This window comes from Shewanella fodinae (assembly GCF_014651955.1).
GTDB lineage: Bacteria > Pseudomonadota > Gammaproteobacteria > Enterobacterales > Shewanellaceae > Shewanella > Shewanella fodinae.
This window is the reverse complement of sequence record NZ_BMXW01000005.1, coordinates 23,441-41,630: the sequence shown is the minus strand read 5'-3', so window position 1 is coordinate 41,630 and position 18,190 is coordinate 23,441. Positions and strand designations below refer to the sequence as shown.

General features: G+C 48.9%; 16 protein-coding genes. 11 read left to right on the top strand and 5 right to left on the bottom strand.

What is annotated here, in order from left to right:
- The first annotated feature begins 3 nt into the window (after window positions 1-3).
- The 7 genes from IE064_RS06135 (at window position 4) to fdhF (ending at window position 6,851) form a co-directional block, all read left to right on the top strand.
- Window positions 4-1,683: a hydrogenase large subunit gene (locus tag IE064_RS06135; RefSeq protein WP_283166087.1), complete on the top strand. Its 1,680-nt coding sequence runs from the start codon at window positions 4-6 to the stop codon at window positions 1,681-1,683.
- Window positions 1,684-1,701: 18 nt separating this feature from the next.
- Window positions 1,702-2,250 (top strand): formate hydrogenlyase complex iron-sulfur subunit, encoded by a 549-nt coding sequence (locus IE064_RS06130; protein WP_189617090.1) that lies wholly within the window; start codon window positions 1,702-1,704, stop codon window positions 2,248-2,250.
- Entirely contained in the window at window positions 2,247-3,020 is a 774-nt protein-coding gene (locus tag IE064_RS06125; protein ID WP_189617089.1) for an NADH-quinone oxidoreductase subunit B family protein, read from the top strand. Before IE064_RS06130 ends, IE064_RS06125 begins: the two co-directional genes overlap by 4 nt.
- Window positions 3,017-3,421 (top strand): formate hydrogenlyase maturation HycH family protein, encoded by a 405-nt coding sequence (locus IE064_RS06120; RefSeq protein ID WP_133039424.1) that lies wholly within the window; start codon window positions 3,017-3,019, stop codon window positions 3,419-3,421. The genes IE064_RS06125 and IE064_RS06120 overlap by 4 nt, the downstream gene beginning before the upstream one ends.
- Window positions 3,414-3,917 (top strand): hydrogenase maturation peptidase HycI, encoded by a 504-nt coding sequence (hycI, locus tag IE064_RS06115; protein WP_189617088.1) that lies wholly within the window; start codon window positions 3,414-3,416, stop codon window positions 3,915-3,917. The genes IE064_RS06120 and hycI overlap by 8 nt, the downstream gene beginning before the upstream one ends.
- 190 nt (window positions 3,918-4,107) lie before the next feature.
- Window positions 4,108-4,653, top strand: coding sequence for an electron transport protein HydN (gene hydN / locus IE064_RS06110; RefSeq protein ID WP_133039426.1), 546 nt, complete (start codon window positions 4,108-4,110; stop codon window positions 4,651-4,653).
- Between the two features lie 20 nt (window positions 4,654-4,673).
- The gene (gene fdhF, locus IE064_RS06105) at window positions 4,674-6,851 is read left to right on the top strand and encodes a formate dehydrogenase subunit alpha (protein WP_189617087.1); all 2,178 of its coding nucleotides are present in this window, start codon (window positions 4,674-4,676) and stop codon (window positions 6,849-6,851) included.
- Between the two features lie 129 nt (window positions 6,852-6,980).
- On the opposite strand, the gene IE064_RS06100 is transcribed toward fdhF, so the two are convergent.
- On the bottom strand, window positions 6,981-8,093 hold the full coding sequence (locus IE064_RS06100) for an iron-containing alcohol dehydrogenase family protein (protein WP_189617086.1): 1,113 nt from the start codon (window positions 8,091-8,093) through the stop codon (window positions 6,981-6,983).
- A 328-nt stretch (window positions 8,094-8,421) separates the two neighbouring features.
- On the opposite strand from IE064_RS06100, the gene IE064_RS06095 reads away from it, so the two are divergent.
- Complete coding sequence (locus tag IE064_RS06095) at window positions 8,422-8,622, top strand: hypothetical protein (RefSeq protein ID WP_189617085.1); 201 nt, start codon at window positions 8,422-8,424, stop codon at window positions 8,620-8,622.
- Window positions 8,623-8,755: 133 nt separating this feature from the next.
- Entirely contained in the window at window positions 8,756-9,409 is a 654-nt protein-coding gene (locus tag IE064_RS06090) for a thiol:disulfide interchange protein DsbA/DsbL (RefSeq protein WP_189617084.1), read from the top strand.
- A gap of 80 nt (window positions 9,410-9,489) precedes the next feature.
- On the opposite strand, the gene IE064_RS06085 is transcribed toward IE064_RS06090, so the two are convergent.
- A complete protein-coding gene (locus tag IE064_RS06085) occupies window positions 9,490-10,101 on the bottom strand; it encodes a Yip1 family protein (RefSeq protein ID WP_189617083.1) in 612 nt (203 codons plus the stop codon).
- Window positions 10,102-10,247: 146 nt separating this feature from the next.
- The gene (locus tag IE064_RS06080; protein ID WP_189617082.1) at window positions 10,248-11,180 is read right to left on the bottom strand and encodes an AEC family transporter; all 933 of its coding nucleotides are present in this window, start codon (window positions 11,178-11,180) and stop codon (window positions 10,248-10,250) included.
- Between the two features lie 1,249 nt (window positions 11,181-12,429).
- Between IE064_RS06080 and IE064_RS06075 the strand changes: the two genes are divergently transcribed.
- Window positions 12,430-14,598 (top strand): OmcA/MtrC family decaheme c-type cytochrome, encoded by a 2,169-nt coding sequence (locus IE064_RS06075; protein WP_189617081.1) that lies wholly within the window; start codon window positions 12,430-12,432, stop codon window positions 14,596-14,598.
- A 257-nt stretch (window positions 14,599-14,855) separates the two neighbouring features.
- On the opposite strand, the gene IE064_RS06070 is transcribed toward IE064_RS06075, so the two are convergent.
- Together IE064_RS06070 and IE064_RS06065 are read right to left on the bottom strand one after the other, a co-directional pair.
- On the bottom strand, window positions 14,856-15,779 hold the full coding sequence (locus tag IE064_RS06070) for a dienelactone hydrolase family protein (RefSeq protein ID WP_189617080.1): 924 nt from the start codon (window positions 15,777-15,779) through the stop codon (window positions 14,856-14,858).
- Between the two features lie 100 nt (window positions 15,780-15,879).
- Complete coding sequence (locus tag IE064_RS06065; protein ID WP_189617079.1) at window positions 15,880-16,794, bottom strand: LysR substrate-binding domain-containing protein; 915 nt, start codon at window positions 16,792-16,794, stop codon at window positions 15,880-15,882.
- Window positions 16,795-16,908: 114 nt separating this feature from the next.
- On the opposite strand from IE064_RS06065, the gene IE064_RS06060 reads away from it, so the two are divergent.
- Window positions 16,909-18,189, top strand: coding sequence for an MFS transporter (locus IE064_RS06060; RefSeq protein ID WP_189617078.1), 1,281 nt, complete (start codon window positions 16,909-16,911; stop codon window positions 18,187-18,189).
- Window position 18,190 lies beyond the last annotated feature (1 nt).

The following is an 18,190-nucleotide window of genomic DNA, read 5'->3' as shown; positions in this document are numbered from 1 at the left end:
TATCTGGCCCGGGTCAGAGCACAGTTTCCAAACGCCGTTCTGGAAGAGGAAAGACAGACTCAGGATCAGGTCACCATTACCGTTAAAACCGGATTATTGCCGGAAATTGTGGAATATCTGTATTACCGCCAAGGGGGCTGGTTGAGTGTGCTGTTCGGCAATGATGAACGCACCTTGAATGGCCATTTTGCCGTGTATTACGTGCTGTCGATGGAAGAGGGCGAGAAATGCTGGATTGTGGTGAAGGTGTTGGTGGATGCCAATACGCTCGAATATCCGGCGGTTACTCCACGAGTGCCTGCGGCCGTGTGGGGCGAACGTGAAGTTCGTGATATGTACGGCTTGCATCCAGTTGGACTGCCGGATGAACGGCGACTGGTACTGCCAGATGACTGGCCAGAAGATCTGTTCCCGCTGCGTAAAGACAGTATGGATTATCGCCAGCGTCCCGCGCCGACAACGGATCGCGAAACCTATCCGTTTATCAACGAACTGGGGAGTGACAAAAACCGCATCGTGCCCATCGGCCCGTTGCATGTGACTTCTGATGAGCCGGGACACTTCCGTCTGTTTGTGGATGGTGAACGTATTATCGATGCTGACTACCGTTTATTTTATGTGCATCGTGGCATGGAAAAGCTGGCGGAAACCCGTATGGGTTATAACGAAGTGACCTTCCTGTCGGATCGGGTTTGCGGTATTTGTGGGTTTGCCCATAGCACTGCTTACACCACCTCGGTTGAAAACTCGCTGGGCATTAAGGTGCCAGCGCGGGCACAGATGATCCGCGCCATTCTGTTGGAAGTGGAGCGGTTACATAGCCACCTGCTGAATCTAGGCTTGTCCTGCCACTTTACCGGTTTTGACTCTGGGTTTATGCAGTTCTTCCGCGTGCGTGAAGTGTCCATGAAAATGGCCGAAATTCTCACCGGCTCCCGCAAGACTTATGGTTTGAACCTGATAGGTGGGGTGCGTCGCGACTTACTCAAAGATGACATGCTCGCCACCCGTAAACTGGCGCAGGAGATGCGCCGCGAAGTGAACGACCTGGTCGATGTGTTGCTGAGTACACCCAACATGGAAGAACGTACCGTTGGCGTCGGCATTCTTGACCCGCAAATCGCCCGCGATTTCAGTAACGTTGGTCCTATGGTACGTGCTAGTGGTCATGCCCGTGACGCCCGTGCCGATCATCCGTTCGTGGGTTACGGTCTGTTACCGATGCAAGTTCACAGCGAACAGGGCTGCGATGTGTTGTCGCGCCTGAAAGTGCGCATTAATGAGGTTTATACCAGCCTCAATATGATCGATTACGGGTTGGATAATCTGCCTGGTGGGCCGTTGCAGGTGGATGGTTTTACCTATCAGCCACATAAGTTTGCACTGGGCTTTACTGAAGCACCGCGTGGCGATGACATCCACTGGAGTATGACCGGAGATAACCAAAAGCTGTTCCGCTGGCGTTGCCGTGCGGCGACTTATGCCAACTGGACTACGCTGCGCTATATGCTGCGGGGCAATACGGTCTCCGACGCACCGCTGATTATTGGCAGCCTCGACCCTTGCTACTCCTGCACTGACCGCGTCACTTTTGTTGATGTCAACAAGCGCTCTAGCAAAACCGTGTCCTACAAAGAGGTGGAACGTTACGCCATCGAGCGTACCAATTCCCCGCTGAAGTAGTCTGCCAAGGAGTCAATTATGCTGAAATTTTTGAAAAAGGCGCTGCAGACTGGCGTGGTTACCGGCACAGATCCGCTGACCCCACCAGAGGTAGACAAAAACTTTCGCGGCAAACCTGAACAGGACCCGTCCCAGTGTATCGCCTGTGCGGCCTGTATGAATGCTTGCCCGGCGAATGCGCTGACGGTGCAAACCAATCTGGTTAGCGGTATGCAAGAGTGGTCATTGTTCCTCGGTCGCTGCATCTTCTGCGGTCGCTGTGAAGAAGTTTGTCCAACCCATGCCATCGTGCTGACCCAAGAAGTACAGATGGCGGTGTGGCGTAAAGAGGACTTGTATCAGAAGTCAGCGTTTCCGCTGGCAACTTGTGCTGAGTGCGGTAAACCGTTCGCCGTCGCTAAAGAGTTGCAATACGCCGAAGATCTGTTGATGGCAACTGGCCAGTTCGAAGATCGTGAGGCGCTGCATCAGCAGCTTCACACCTGCCCGCATTGTAAACGCGCGCACAATATCACCCAGTCACAGCGCATCAATCTGAGCCGGTTATTACGGGAGCCAGTGCTATGAGCTTAACTTTACCAGACACACGAGATGCCAACGGTATGCCTATTCCACTGACCGTGGATGAAAGCATCGCCAAGATGAAGGCGTCTTTGCTGAAAAATATAGGTCGTTCGGCTTATGTTTATCGCGTTGATTGCGGGGGGTGTAACGGCTGTGAAATTGAGATTTTTGCCAGCATTTCCCCCCTGTTTGATGCTGAACGTTTCGGCATCAAAGTGGTGCCATCTCCGCGGCATGCCGACATCTTGTTATATACCGGTGCGGTCACTCGCGCTATGCGCGTACCAGCTTTAAGAGCCTATGAGTCTGCGCCGGATCCCAAAATCATCGTTTCCTACGGCGCCTGCGGTAACAGTGGTGGTATCTTCCATGATCTCTACTGCGTCTGGGGCGGTACCGACAAAATCGTACCTGTGGATGTTTACATTCCGGGGTGCCCGCCAACACCGGCGGCAACCTTGTACGGTTTCGCTATGGCACTGGGACTGTTGGAGCAGAAAATTCACGCTCGTGAACCCTCTGCTATCGACAGTCATCCAGCCCAGCTTCGCCATCCGCAAGTGGCACCACAACTTCGGGTTGTAGTAGAGCGTAAGGCGCGTGAATTAGCGGGTTATCGTTACGGACGGCAGATTGCCGATAAGTATCTGGAACTGCTGATAACGCCCGACAGCGATGCGGCTGTGGCGCAGTATCTGACCATGCAGAGCGACCCACGGCTGAATGAGATCATCGGTCAATTACAACAGGTTACAGGAGCACTACGGGCATGAGCGAATCGGTTACCTTTTTCATCCTCAATCAGAAGTTTGTCGATGACAAGGATGCCAAACCAGAATCGCAACAGCTGGTGTATTACGGTCTGGCCATCGGCCATCACTTAGGGGTGATTGACTGTTTTAAACCCGCATTAACTTGTCCATTGGAACGTTATCAGGAATGGCTTGCTGCCATTCCTGACGAGCAGGCCCGTCAGAAACTGGCGGGCATTCCTAAGTATGGCGAAATCGTGATCAACAGTACTCATGTGGTGATGCTGGCCAAGGGATTGGCGGCAATGGATGACACTGTCGATAGCGAGATCCTGCACTGGCGCGATCAGCTGATGACTATGCTGGAGATGATCCAGACCGAAACTGCAATTCACCTGATCGTCAGGAGGCTCCATGACTAAAGCAAACCCGGACACCGACCGCGCAGCCAAAGTATTGCTGTGTGTTGGTAACAGCATGATGGGTGATGATGGTGCTGGCCCCTTACTGGCTCAGCAGTTGGCCGACAGGCCGATTTATGGCTGGCAAGTAGTGGACGGCGGCAGCGCCCCGGAAACCGAAACCGTACATATTCGCGCATTGGCACCCAGAGTGTTGGTGGTGGTGGATGCGACTGAAATGGGCCTCAATCCCGGAGAAATTCGGCAAATTGACCCTGATTGTATTGGTGAAATGATGCTGATGAGTACCCATAGCATGCCGCTCAATTATCTTATCGATGATTTACGTGAGGCGGTGGATGAAGTGGTAATGATTGGCATCCAGCCAGACATCGTCGGTTTTTGTTATCCCATGACGCCAGCGGTCAGCCAAGCTGTGGCGGCGCTGTACCAGATGTTTGCTGACAACAATTGGCGGCAGATCCCGCAGCTGAGTGTCGAGGGTGAGTGCTGCTGACACTCGACAGTTTTGTCGAAATGACATGACGACAGTGTCGTGAATTTTGGTCTTAGTCTTATGTTCTTTATGTAACCTAATGTTTTTAATTGGGAAAAATAGTTGGCTTGAATTATGTATTAAAGCCATAGAGTGTGTAGGTGCTTTGTAATAACAGGTAACAAGAGCCTGTGGAAAACCGGAGAGTATTATGAATCGTTTTATTCTCGCTGATGCCAATAAGTGTATCGGCTGCCGCACCTGTGAGGTAGCCTGCGCTGTTGCCCATCGCCCAGACGGGGACGTGACCGGTGTCAGCGCCGTAAACTTCAATCCCCGTATCCACGTTGTAAAAGGGGGCGACATCAGCACTGCGACAGCGTGCCGTCAGTGTGAAGATGCTCCCTGTGCTAACGTTTGTCCCAATAACGCTATTCGCCGCGAACATGGCTTTGTGCATGTGCTGCAGGATCGCTGCATCGGTTGTAAAACCTGTGTGGTGGCCTGTCCGTACGGCGCCATGGAAGTGGTAACCCATCCGGTGGTGCGCAATACCGGCGCTGCCGTTAATGTCCTGGTTGAAAAAGCCCAGGCCAACAAGTGCGACCTTTGCTACACCCGCCCACAAGGGCCGGCGTGTATCGAAGTTTGTCCGACAGAAGCACTCAGATGTATTGACCGCAACGAACTTGAGGCCATGAGTGCTGAAAAACGCCGCCGCGCCGCACTGGACGCCGGGGCTCAGCTCTACTCTTAAGCTGGTAAAGGTAGATAACTATGGAAAAAGCAACCGTTGTATGCCCGTATTGCGGTGCGGGATGCAAGATGAATCTGGTGGTGGATAACGGCAAGATTATCCGCGCCGAGGCCGCAAATGGTTACACCAACCAAGGGGAATTGTGCCTCAAAGGCTATTATGGCTGGGACTTTCTCAACGACACCAAACTGCTGACTCCGCGTTTGCGCGAGCCAATGATCCGTCGTAGCAAAGGGGTACCCTTTGAAACTGTGTCCTGGGATGAAGCAATCAAATTTGTCGCTAAACGTTTTTCTGAAATCAAACAGAAGTTTGGCCCTCGTTCCATTATGACCACAGGATCTTCCCGTGGTACTGGTAACGAAACCAACTATGTGATGCAAAAATTTGCTCGCGCAGTGATCGGCACTAATAACGTCGATTGTTGCGCTCGAGTCTGACACGGCCCATCCGTCGCAGGTCTGCGCGCTACACTGGGCAACGGCGCTATGAGCGTTTCGTTGGACGATATTGAAAATTCAAAATGCTTGTTTGTGTTCGGTTATAACGGCGCGGATTCTCATCCGATTGTGGCTCGGCGTATTGTCAAAGCCCGCCAGAAAGGCGCCAAAATTGTGGTGTGTGATCCACGTAAGATTGAAACCGCACGCATTGCTGACCAGTTCCTGCAGTTGCACAACGGCAGCAACATGGCATTGATCAACGCCTTTATTTATACCCTGATTGAAGAAGAGCTGTATGACAAAGAGTTTGTCGCCAAATATACCGAAGGCTTCGATGGTCTGTGGGATGTGGTGAAAGACTATGCTCCGGAAGCTGTAGAAGCAGCGACTGGCGTACCGGCAGCGCAGATCCGTCAAGCGATGCGTACTTACGCCGGGGCCGAATCCGCTGTCATTATGTGGGGTATGGGGGTAACACAGTACGGTCAGGGCACTGAAACCGTTAAAAGTCTGGCGGCGTTGGCATTGCTCACTGGCAATCTAGGCCGTGCCGGTGCTGGGGTAGCGCCTGTCCGAGGACAGAATAACGTCCAGGGGGCTTGTGATATGGGCGTGCTGCCGGATCTGTTCCCAGGCTATCAGTCCGTAGCCGACCCGGCTATCCGCGAGAAATTCGCCAAAGCCTGGGGTATTGATCCGGCGCAGATGGATCCTGAACCTGGGGTGCGTTTGTCACTGGTACCGCATCTGGCAATGGAAGGCAAAGTCAAAGCCTACTACATCATGGGTGAAGACCCGATGCAGACCGAAGCGGATACCAGCTCAGTGCGTAAAGGCCTGGAAGCACTGGATTTGTTAGTGGTACAAGACATCTTTATGACCAAGACCGCCGAAATGGCCGATGTGATTTTGCCTGCCACCTCTTGGGGTGAACATAGCGGTGTCTATACCTGTTGTGACCGTGGTTTCCAACGTTTCTATAAGGCAGTGGAACCTAAGTACAACGTTAAACGTGACTGGGAGATCATCTCGCTGATAGCGACTGAGATGGGTTACCCAATGCACTATGACAACGATCAGCAGATTTGGGACGAACTGAGAGAACTGTGTCCAATATACTACGGTGTCACCTACGAGAAGATGGGCGAACTGGGGCATATTCAGTGGCCGTGTCCGACATTGGAACATCCAGGAACACCAATTCTGTACACCGATTTGAAGTTTACTGCGGTTGCTTCTGGTAAGGGACAACTGCTGACTCATCAGTGGCGTAAACCGGCGGAGCTGACAACACCGGATTACCCGCTGGTACTGAGTACCGTTCGTGAAGTGGGCCATTACTCTTGCCGCTCGATGACAGGTAACTGTGCGGCGCTGAAGGCACTGGCAGATGAACCGGGGTTTGTGCAGATCCATCCAGATAATGCACGGCAACTGGGGATCCAGGACCAGGCACTGGTTTGGGTTGAGTCACGTCGTGGTAAAGTGATTACCCGCGCCAACTTTAACGAACGCGTCAATCGCGGGGCGGTGTACATGACTTACCAATGGTGGGTCGGTGCCTGCAACGAACTGACACAGGAGAATATGGATCCGGTCACTAACACGCCGGAGACTAAATACTGTGCGGTAACCTTGAAATCGATTGACGATCAGAACTGGGCAGAAAGCCATGCGGAGCAGATTTATCAGGATCTGAAGGCGCGTCTGCGCAGTGTGGTAGAGAATGCCAAACCGGCAGCCGTGGCGATGTAGTTGCCACAACATGTTGTTTGTTATGCGTTAACACGTTAATACTCACACTTAACTTTTGGGGACAGTTTACTGTCCCCACTTTTTTGGTCGCGACGGACATTGACGTTGCCGCGTCGTTTTTCCGTAACATTACTTTGCTAACTGTCCGAGACGATCGGTTTCAACAATCGCTTCAATGAACTTTTCTTTCGTAGGTGTCCCAGGGGCATGGCGCCATTCAATCACCGATGCGGCTTTATCGGCAATAATTGGTAGGTCATCTGTGGTTAAATCGATATCAGCCAAGGTGATAGGCAGCCCCAAAGATTTATTAAAGGCTAAAATCCGGTTAAATTCGGTATCATTAGCATCATATTTCAACAAACACAGCACACCGAAAGCGACGATTTCACCATGTAAATGTGACTCACATGCCGGGATCAAGGAACTGCCGTAATACACACAATGCGCCAGTGAACTGTTGTAGTAATACTGATCCGCCGGGGCAATTTGATCGCTGATATGCACTGTGCAGTTGGACACAATCCCCGTGAGCATGATGATATCCAGTACCACTTCTTCTAGCTCCGCAGAAACTCGATGACTGCGGCAGTCTGCCAGCGCCTTTTTAGCGTGCTTCAGCAGTGGTGCGGTGCAGGTTTTGGCAATGCCTAACCCTAATTGGGGCAGATGTGACAGTTGCTTGTCGCGGCAGCAATACGCCACTTCATACTCTTTGCTTAAGGCATCGCCTATCCCTGCCCAGAACAACGATACTGGTGATTCAGCAATAATCTGGGTATTGATAAAGGTATGTAGTGGCGGATGATTTTGATAGGCGTAGTCCTTGAACGAACCATCCTCATGATACATAACGCTTAACGAGGTACAAGCGGCACAATTTGACGCCAATGTTGGAAAGGTAAACACGGGTTTATCGAGCAAGGCGCCCAAGACTTTTAACGTATCACAGGCGCGTCCACCACCGACAGCAAAGATCATATCCGCCTGCTGCACCAGTGGGTCAGCTTGTAGACGTTGGACATTTTCCATGGTGGCATTGCCACCATACCAGAGAAAGCCTAACAGTGTGATTGCCGTGTTTTCGACACTGTTGCTAAGTGCCTGCCGCGCTTTGGACATGGCAATTTCGCCACCAACCACCACGGCCTTTTTGCCATAGGGTGCCGTGATATAAGCAATTTTGTCGTAGGCATCTGCGCCAACGGTATAGTTGGGGAGGTAAATGGTCTGGTTTGACATCGCTGGATCCTGTTTACACACTCATTTTTGATGAATAACTATTGATAATGCTTTGACAGTAATACACTTTTTATCTGCCGATGTCATAAAAATTGTGAGGGTTCAACCGCCAGATATTCTGTTAATAACGCTATACGGATGATAAATATCCACGGCTAAGATAATGTGAGAGCAGGCGTCAACAAGTCAGCATTTTTTGTTACGACGAACGTGAAGCATACAGAAGTTACGGTCTAAGTCGTGGCGTTTGATAGGTGTTGTTCGATTCTAACAATCCTTTTATAACAATTGGTTAATCCAATTTATAGCAGTGTAAGGAGTCATCAACATGAAATTCCTGCTCGTTGTGATTGGTTTCATGATGGTTAGCGGTTGCAGTTGGCATGGCACTCGTGTGGGGGCTCAAGTTTCGCCACATGGCACGGCCGTGGTGGTTAACGGTAAAACGAAAGATGGCGATATCAAGGTATCTGATATCCCTAAAACGGAGCATCCGTTAAGCAACAGCAAAGAAGCTGGTAAATCGTAATTTGCTACAGCGGTATTTGGTAGAGTTAACAGAAGTTAATGTTTTAACGGTGTTTGTTGCTGGTATTACGCAATATCTTTAGGCACTATTTCAAACATTTGATAACAGGTATTTTGCAGGGAATAACGTGGTAATGAAACGTCGTATGTGGCTGTTGGCCAGTGTGTTACTGGCTGGAATGAGTGTTGTGGTGGGCACGAGTGCCGAAACGCCGCAGTTTAAAGAAGGGCAGGATTACATCACCGTAAATCCAGCCGTCAAGGTGCCAGGCGTGAAGGCTCCGTATGTAATTGAATATCTGTGGCTGGGGTGCCCTCATTGTCAGGCGATGAATCCTATCGTCGAGAAATATGAACAGGCTAACCCTAAAGTAACATTTGTGCGCCGTCCTGCTATCGGGCGCGATCGCTGGGTGTTTGATGCGCATGTGTTCTACGCACTGGAGCAGAGTGGTAACAGCAAACTCGTCTATAAAATCATGGCGTTTTATCATGATTTTGCAGCATCTGAGCGGCGCTTACCGGATAGAGTAGATCTCAAATCGTTCCTAGTGGAGCACCACATTGATGCCGACAAGTTTTATAGGGCGATGGATAGCGATGCCACGTTAGACAAACTATCGCTAGCCTTTAAAGATCAAGACAGCCTTGGCATTAAAGGTGTGCCCGCATTTCTGGTAGGTGGTAAGTATATCGTTAATCTTACTTCCATCACTCATGCCAAAGATCCAGAGGCCTATTTTGCCGCGCTGGTAGATTATCTGTTGACGCAAGCCGGAAAAAATTAAGGTGACGATACGTGCTATAAGCAAGGGACAACATTATGTTGTCCCTTGTCATTTCGATAGCCAAGCCACCGTGACGAGCGTTAGCGGAAGAAATGCCAGATAACACTGTTTTCTGACCCCATGCTCCACAGCAGCACGACCACTGCCAGCAGAATTTCTAGCACCAGAACACCAACACCAAGTGTGACACCCGACAGGATAAACCCTTGCTTGTGGCTGATCCCCAAAAAGCTAGGTGTTCCGGTATATAACAGGTATGCGGTATAGAGTACCCCAACAATCAACGCTAGCAAGCACAACCAGAACACCGGATAGATGGCAAATATACCGCTGAGAAACATCGGCGTGCCCACATAGCCAGCGAAAATAATGCAGTCTTTACGACTCGGTCGATTTGGGATATTTCGCGCTAACCAGTGCAGCAGGCTACCGACAACTCCCACCGCCAATAGTATCAGCGCATAGAAAGCTATCCCTAACGCTAAACCATTTAGCGTGGACACTTTGAAGGATTCTTCACCACCATATGTCCAGCCGAACTGGGTCGTGCCAATAAATGAACTCAATACCGGAATTGCCGCCATCCACAGTGTATGGTGTGCATACATGTGGCCAATGGTTTCGTGCTCAGCATTGATATTGTGCCATTCGTGTTCGGGATGCAGCATGAGTCCCCATACATGATTACTCATAACAGACCTCTCAGCTTTTTGCAGCGAAATGCTAATTACTGCTTAAAAATTGATCTACATCAATAAGTGTAGTCAGTGTGTCTGAAGAAGTGCAATTGAAGATAAAACCATGCGCTTGCGGTGTTTCCCATCACCTCACTTGTTTGTCAGATTATCCCAAAATACGTCAATGTGCCGAATGCGGCTGCGGTTATCGGTAGCGATACCAGTGTGGTTACTGCAATGATACTAGCGGCGAGTCGATGATCGCCACCCAGATAGCGCACCATCACATAACTTGCTGCAGCAGTAGGCGCGATAGACAGTAGCAGCACAATGCCTAGATTCATTCCCCTAAATCCCATCAAATAGGCCGATAACACCATAAAGCCAGGATACAGCAGACACTTGCACAGGGTACTGATACCTATGTTGAACCAGTCAGCACTGAAAGAACGGAATTGCAGAGAGGCTCCAGTGCAAATAAGCGCTAGCGGCAGCGTTAGTTGCGAAAAATATTTACCGGTTCGAATCAGCACCTCCGGTAGCTGGATTTGCCAGTAAGAGATAGGTAACGCCAGCAGAATGCCGATAATCAGCGGATTTGTGACAATGCCTTTAATGTGTTGCCGTACCGAACGCTTACCGTCCAGATAGAAATTCAGGACGAACACAGACAGCACATTAAACAAAATGGTGATACATCCCAGGTATACCGAGGCCGCAGCGAGTCCGTCATTGCCATAGGTATTGGTACAATAGGCAAGCCCAATAATGCCCATATTGGCGCGAAAACCGCCCTGAGTGACCACGCCCCTGGCGTTGGGTGGTGATACAGTGAAATGGCAGAACAGCATCAATAATAGGAAAAAGGCCAAGGTTGCTATCGCACCAGTCATGATAAGCCTGAAATTCGCGGCATGGGAAAAATCTGCCTGACTGATAGACAGGAATAGTAACGCTGGCAGTGCCGCATTAAACACCAGCTTGGACCCCGCCTCGATAAACCCTTCGTTGAGCATTTTTATGCGGAAAAACACCCACCCCAGTAACAGCAGAATGAGCACAGGCAACAGCGTATTAGTGATAAAACCAAACATCAGGATCCCTTTAGTGGCAATGTGGCTCGGTATAAGCTTCCATCGGTGAATAGTGACATCATATCAAAGGCTTCTAGAGTTAATAGCCAAGCAATTTTGGTTTTGATGGGGTAGCTGACGCTTTATTCATGCGCTTTCACGCATTTGTACTTGGGTTGCGACCACTTTTACAAATCGGTAATGGTGAATTTTGGCCGTCAAAATCTGTATTATCAGGAATGATTCATGCTGAGATAGAACATCAGCGGTGCGTATGACTATCCCCGATAACTCCTAGTATTTGATAGTAAATCTTATGGATTTTTCAGTTGGCTGATTTCTTTGAGAGTGGCATTTTTCAAGATAATTTATCAATTTCTACTTCAATATGGACGAAAATAATAATGTGATATTTCAATTGATATTGCCTTGAAAAGTATACTTGAGCTATTTACATCGGTATTGACGTAAATATTGTGTATTAGGAAATTATTCATGTGGCGATGTACAAAACACTGCAAATTGGGAATGGTTATCATTTATCCTGTATGCATTTTAAATGTCATACATATTATTTATTTGTGTGTTTGAGTATTTCACTTTAACATTGTCATTTCCTATTAAGCATAACTAATTGTGATAAAAGGCTGGTTTTAGTTCAATAGTGCGATGTTGATTAATTAATGAAAAATGTATTTGCTGAAAATATATATTATTATTTCTAGGAGATTAAAATTATAACTATATGATATAAAATGATTTTATATGTGTACCTTTGATTGGTTTAGCAAATGGTTTGGTTGGAGTAAAGCTTATTAGTTATATATCTATTACTTAAGTTATGATTTCATGAATTATTATTCTTGAACTATTGATTCATCGCTAACCCTTGCGCTATAGTGCTTTTCGCCGCTGAAGTTGTTCATATGATTTCCCTTCGTTAAATATTTTTCAATAAATTCCAATATTAGAAAATGACACATCTGAAATTTAACATTTCAGATGCTGTAATTTACTCCTAACTTCACAATTAGTTATCTGGAAATTAAATATATACTTACAACTAGGTATAGTGTCTATGCGACAGGACAGTGTTCGTTAAAGATGATGCTTAGCTAAATATGTAGGTCGATATCTTATATAGGAAGCGTACATCGATATTCAAAGACTATACCGATGATGAACCGGAAATGAATTTGAAAGCAGATGTCAGTCGTTTCTATGCAACATGGTCCTGAGTGTGTGATAAATAAATTAAACAAGGGATGAAGTGATGAAAAATCATAACAAGTCATTGCTAGCACTATTCCTGTTGGGCCTGTTCGGGCTTTCTGCCTGTACATTTGATGGCGACGACGGGAAAGACGGTGTTGATGGCGCACCAGGTACACCAGGTCAAGATGGCCAAGATGGACAAAATGGACAAGATGCTGGTTCAGTTGTCTCCACTATATACAAGGCTGGCGATGTTAGCTTTGAGATCGTTCCTGCCGACAATACTCTGGCAGGTAGTAATGCCTTTGCTTTAAAATTTACTGCAACTGCTAAGAACCAAGCTGGTCAGGAAAAACCTCTGACTGGACTGAACATGGTCTCCATTTATTCAGTGACTGCTATGACCAACGCTACCAGCGATGGTCCATCTGAGTACTGGGTAAACAACGGCGTTGCCGCTGGTAACAGTTCTTCAATGTACTGTACCCTGGATGGTACTTACACTTCTCGTGGTACCACCGGCGATGCCTGTACACTGGTAGAAGATCCTGCTAATCCGGGTACTTATACCGGTACTTGGGCACATGATGGTGCTGCACCTATCATGAACCCAAATGATGATTTGAATGCGCCTCATCGTGTATTCCTGCGTGTTTATAACTTGACTGATGCCGATGGTGTTGCCATTGACGATAAAGTGCTGTCAACACCGCTTGATTACATTCCTGCTACTGGTGCACTGGTAGACAATACCGGTAAAGACACCGTGACTGATGCGGCTTGTAAGCAGTGTCATGGTGAAAGTGGCACTACAGGTAATCTGGCCAATATCGAAGCGCACCACAACTATCAGAGCGTGAAGAATTGTATTGCATGTCACAACCCTGCAACTCAGCCTACTGCAGAGCAAACTGCTGAAGGTTGGGTGTATGATTTGCCTGCAATGATCCACCGCATCCATGCTGGTGAGCATCTGGCTGGTTGGGCGGTACAGACTGATGAATGGGCTGAAATCAAATATCCAGCACCTATCTATGAATGTACTGTGTGTCACAGCAATGATGAAGGTAAGACCAGTTGGAAAGATGAACCCACTCGTGTTGCTTGCGGTGGCTGTCACTCCAACATCAATTTCACCACTGGTGCTGGACACTCTGAATTCAATCTGGCTCAAGCCGATGACTCACAGTGTGCGGCCTGCCACTCAACTGGCGCTTTGGCTCCTGTACAGGCTCACAGAGTTGGTAAGCAAGCTGAATACGCTAATCTGCTGACAGTGAAATATACTGGTGCGAGCAAAGTTGCTTCTGTGACTCCTGGTTATCAAGTGGTCACTGTAACCGCTGAGGTATCACTGAATGGTGCGCCTTTGGCTGATGTTGCTGATCTAGCTGCTATCAAGAAATCTGCAGTGTTGCTGGGTAGTATTGATGCCAATGGCGAAGTTCATCGTTGGGGAGTAAGTTTAGCACTGACCAACGGTACACTGGCTTCTGCAGGCGTGCTGTCACTGTCTACTGAAGTGACCGATGCTCAGGCAACCGGCACTATGTATGCGTCAGGCGATATGCAGTATTGCGTGAGCACAGCGGGTAAAGCAGTTAGCTGCTCCGAAACTGATCTGTCATTTGGTGATGACGACTGGATTGGTGCAAACATCACTGTTGGTTTCTTCAACCTTGACGGTGGTACAGTTGTTAAATCCCGTTATGTTGACCCAGACCGTATTACAGTTACCGAAGCCAAGTGTAATGCATGTCACTCTGACATGAACTACATCAAGCGTGGCCACCATGGCGTTCACAATTTTGACCAGTGTATGGATTGCCATAACAACAATTATCCTGGTGCCCACAACGGCTTTGATAATAAAGATCTGGCAACTTCTGTTCACTACTATCACAGTAATGATGTAGTGCCTTATCCTGCACCGGCTACAGATTGTACCGTGTGCCATAAAGATGGTGCCGCGTTGTTTGCTACTGATGGTGGCCTGACTTCTGGCAGACGTGCTATCCAGGTGACTGGCGGTTATATCACTCCGGTTGCTGAGACTTGCCATGCGTGCCACATCTCTGAAGCTGCGGTAGCACACTTCAAGTCTAATGGTGCCTATGTCTTAGATGATGTTGCAACAACTGCCGACTTGCCCGTTGAATCATGCGCTACTTGTCACGCTGAAGGTAAGTCCTTCGGTATCGACAAGTTCCACAAGATGCAATAACCGATTTGCCAGGGACTATGTTCTGACTCGGGCTCCTCCGGGAGCCCATTTTAGAAGCTAAGTTTTCCAAGATAACGTGACTCTAGAGCATTAGTTGTTAGCAGCGTCCCCTGTTCCAGCGATTAAATGCTTGTTGAACGTCACTTATGGTGCGATTCAGGAATAGCGTTTCGGCGGTAAACGGCAATGGTGAATAGTCCTTGGCACCTAATAAAAAACAGCCTTTTGGCTGTTTTTTATTAGGTGATTATCAAGAGCTAGTCAGTGCTTCTAAGCCTGAGATTAAAAAACTGCAAAGTGCGACTCCAAGCGAGTTCAGCCATGGCCTCATTGTAACGAGCAGTAGAGTCATTATGGAAACCGTGGTTCACGTTGGGATACAGGTAGGCCTGATATGTCACTTTGTTGGCCGCGAGGACTTTTTCATAACCAGGCCAACTGGCATTGACTCGGCTGTCCAATTCAGCAAAGTGTAACATTAACGGGCCTTTTACTTGTAATTGCAGTTCTTCCGGCGCTGGTGTGCCATAAAAAGGCACGGCTGCGGCGAGGTCATCGGCAATGGTGGCCGCCAGCATATTGACAATGTAGCCTCCGAAACAGAAACCCACTGCGCCGAGCTTACCGTTACTGGCTGGATGCGATTTGAGATAATGGGCGGCAGCTATAAAATCCTGTTCAATCTTGTGCTGATCCATATTTGCCTGCATCGTTCTGCCTTCATCATCATTCCCGGGATAGCCGCCCAGTGGGTATAAGGCATCGGGGGCAAACGCGATAAAACCACTCTTAGCTAGGCGTCTGACCACATCTTCAATGTAGGGGTTTAAACCGCGATTCTCGTGAACAACCAATACTACGGGCAAATGGGATGTTGCTTCGCGTGGCATGACCAAATATCCGCGGCCTTTACCGTGGCCTTTGGCTGAATCAAATGTCTGATAACTCGCCTTGATGGCCGGGTCATTAAAACTGACTTGCTCTGCTAAGGCATAATCAGGCAAAAGTGCTGCCGTCAGTGTTGTCAGGTTGAATCCCAATACCGTCAATCCGGCCAGACGTTGCATAAATTCACGTCTGTCGATCATGCCGTGCGCATATTCATCGTACCAATCAAAGGCCGCTTGCGGGATTTCTTGTGAGGACGATACAGGTTGCGCGGTTTTTGTGTGACTAGACATGGCATGACTCCTTCAAGCGGGTAGAAAATTCCTGTTCTGAAGATCCAGCTTAGGCGAAAATCCCCGCATAGAAAAAGTCAGATGTGTTGTCGCGCTGCATTTATTCCGCCAGCAAGGCTTCTCTGGCGGATTTCTGCTGCCTGACCACCGCCGCAAAATTAAGGGCTGGCTGCGATGGATGCAGACTCGGGTAGGCAACCGCCAGTTCTACTTTGGAGGCGGTATCACCAATGCTGCGAAACACCACCCCTTTGACACTTAACTGGCGCATCGACTCTGGCACCAGCGAGATCCCTAATTCGGCAGAAACCATCGACAATATTGACGCAATTTGTGGTGCTGCCTGGCCTTCGATAGGTTCAAATCCGGCAGCATGGCACACAGCAACTACTGCATCATGCAAACTGACCGCCAACGAGCGCGGCGTCATAATAAATGGCTCTTGTTGCAATGCCAGCATATTGATGGCATTGGTGTCGCGGGCTAATGGGTGCGCCGAGGGTAGGGCAATGACCAACTGCTCGGTTAGAAAATGCTCTATCGTCAGTGTCTTGGGATCGGGGTCTGACGGTCGCAGAATCGCCGCATCCAGCCGATCAGTTAACATCCCTTGCGCTAGCGCCAGCGAATTGGCTTCTTCAATGGTCAGCTCTACCTCGGGATAACGCCGACGAAATTGTCGGATAACCGCCGGGATTGCCGGGTGTAGTGCGGCGGTGCCGGTAACCCCCAAACGTAGCTTTCCGGTTTCGCCTTTAGCGGCTTTTTGGGCGGCTTCTTTTGCTTGACGTATTTGCAATGGCAACACTTTTACCGCCTCGAAAAATGCCGCGCCCGCGTCGGTTAACTCGGCACCATGGGGCGTGCGATGAAATAACGGGGTGCCCAGTTCATATTCCAGATCTTTAATCTGCTGACTCAGTGGTGGCTGGGCAATATGCAGCTTGGACGCCGCGCGGGTGAAATTTTTCTCTTCGGCAATCGCCAGAAAGTAGCGGATGTGGCGTAATTCCATATTTATATCTAAAACATATCAACATGTGATTTATTATATATTAGAACTATCAAAGTCTGGTGAATAAAATGGCATCACTTTCACAGCCGTAACGTTAAAGTCGTTATCAATATCATGAATAGTCGTACCCCAACTGTGCTTCATAAGCGCAGTGCTTGCCCCGAAACTGTTGCCAGTGAAGAAATCCCCTCCTATATAAAGCAAGGTTCTAAAGCATACACTCGTGCCGGTATTGCTTTGTTTCTGGCGGGATTTGCCAGTTTTTCGCTGATCTATTGTGTACAACCATTGTTGCCGGATTTTGCCAACAGTTTTGGTATCAGCCCCACGCAGAGTTCGCTGGCGTTGTCAGTGACAACGGGATTTCTGTCATTTGCCATCGTGTTAGCTGGTGCGTTTTCTCAGGCAATGGGGCGGCGCGGATTGATGTTTTGTTCCATGGCGTTAGCGGCACTATTGAACTGTGTTGTCGCCGTATTGCCTGAATGGCATGACGTGTTGCTAGCCCGCTCGCTAGAAGGGCTCGTGTTAGGCGGTGTTCCCGCCGTAGCAATGGCCTGGTTGGCCGAAGAGATAGACCCAAAAGATTTGGGTAAAGCCATGGGGCTGTACGTTGGCGGTGTGGCATTTGGTGCCATGATGGGCCGAGTCAGCATGGGGTTGCTGACCGAAATTGCCTCTTGGCGTGTAGCCATGGGGGTACTTGGCGCCCTCTGTTTGTTATCTGCCATAGGCTTTTTGCTGTTGTTGCCCGCATCGCGACACTTTGTCAGGAAACCCGGATTGAACCTGAATTATCATCTGCAATCGTGGAAAATGCACTTGCAGGATCTCAAGTTGATCAAGCTGTATGTCATAGGCTTTATGCTGATCAGCATATTTGTCACCTTGTTCAATTATTCAACCTTCCGCTTGACGGCAGAGCCTTACGGCTTTAACCAGACGCAAGTGAGCTTTATCTTTCTGGCATTTGCTTTTGGGATTGTTTCGTCTTCAATGGCGGGCAGTTTGGCCGATCGTTACGGTAGAACACCGTTGTTGATTGCCGCATTTATGCTGATGCTGGCAGGCGCACTGCTAACCTTGATGACACCGATTATCGGAATTATCTGCGGTGTGGCGTTGGTCACCACCGGTTTCTTTGTTGGCCATTCTGTGGCCAGCAGTGCGGTGGGGGCCGCGGCCAAAAGCGCTAAAGGCCATGCATCGTCACTTTACTTACTGTTCTACTATCTGGGGTCGAGTATTTCAGGCTCTGTCGGTGGTTGGTTTTGGCAACATGGTGGTTGGTCGGCGGTGGTAACATTTACCGCCAGTTATGCTGTAGCTGGCTTGCTGTTGATCTATGCTGGTATTTGGCGCGAGAAACACGCCGCTCACAGCCAGGTGCTTTAAC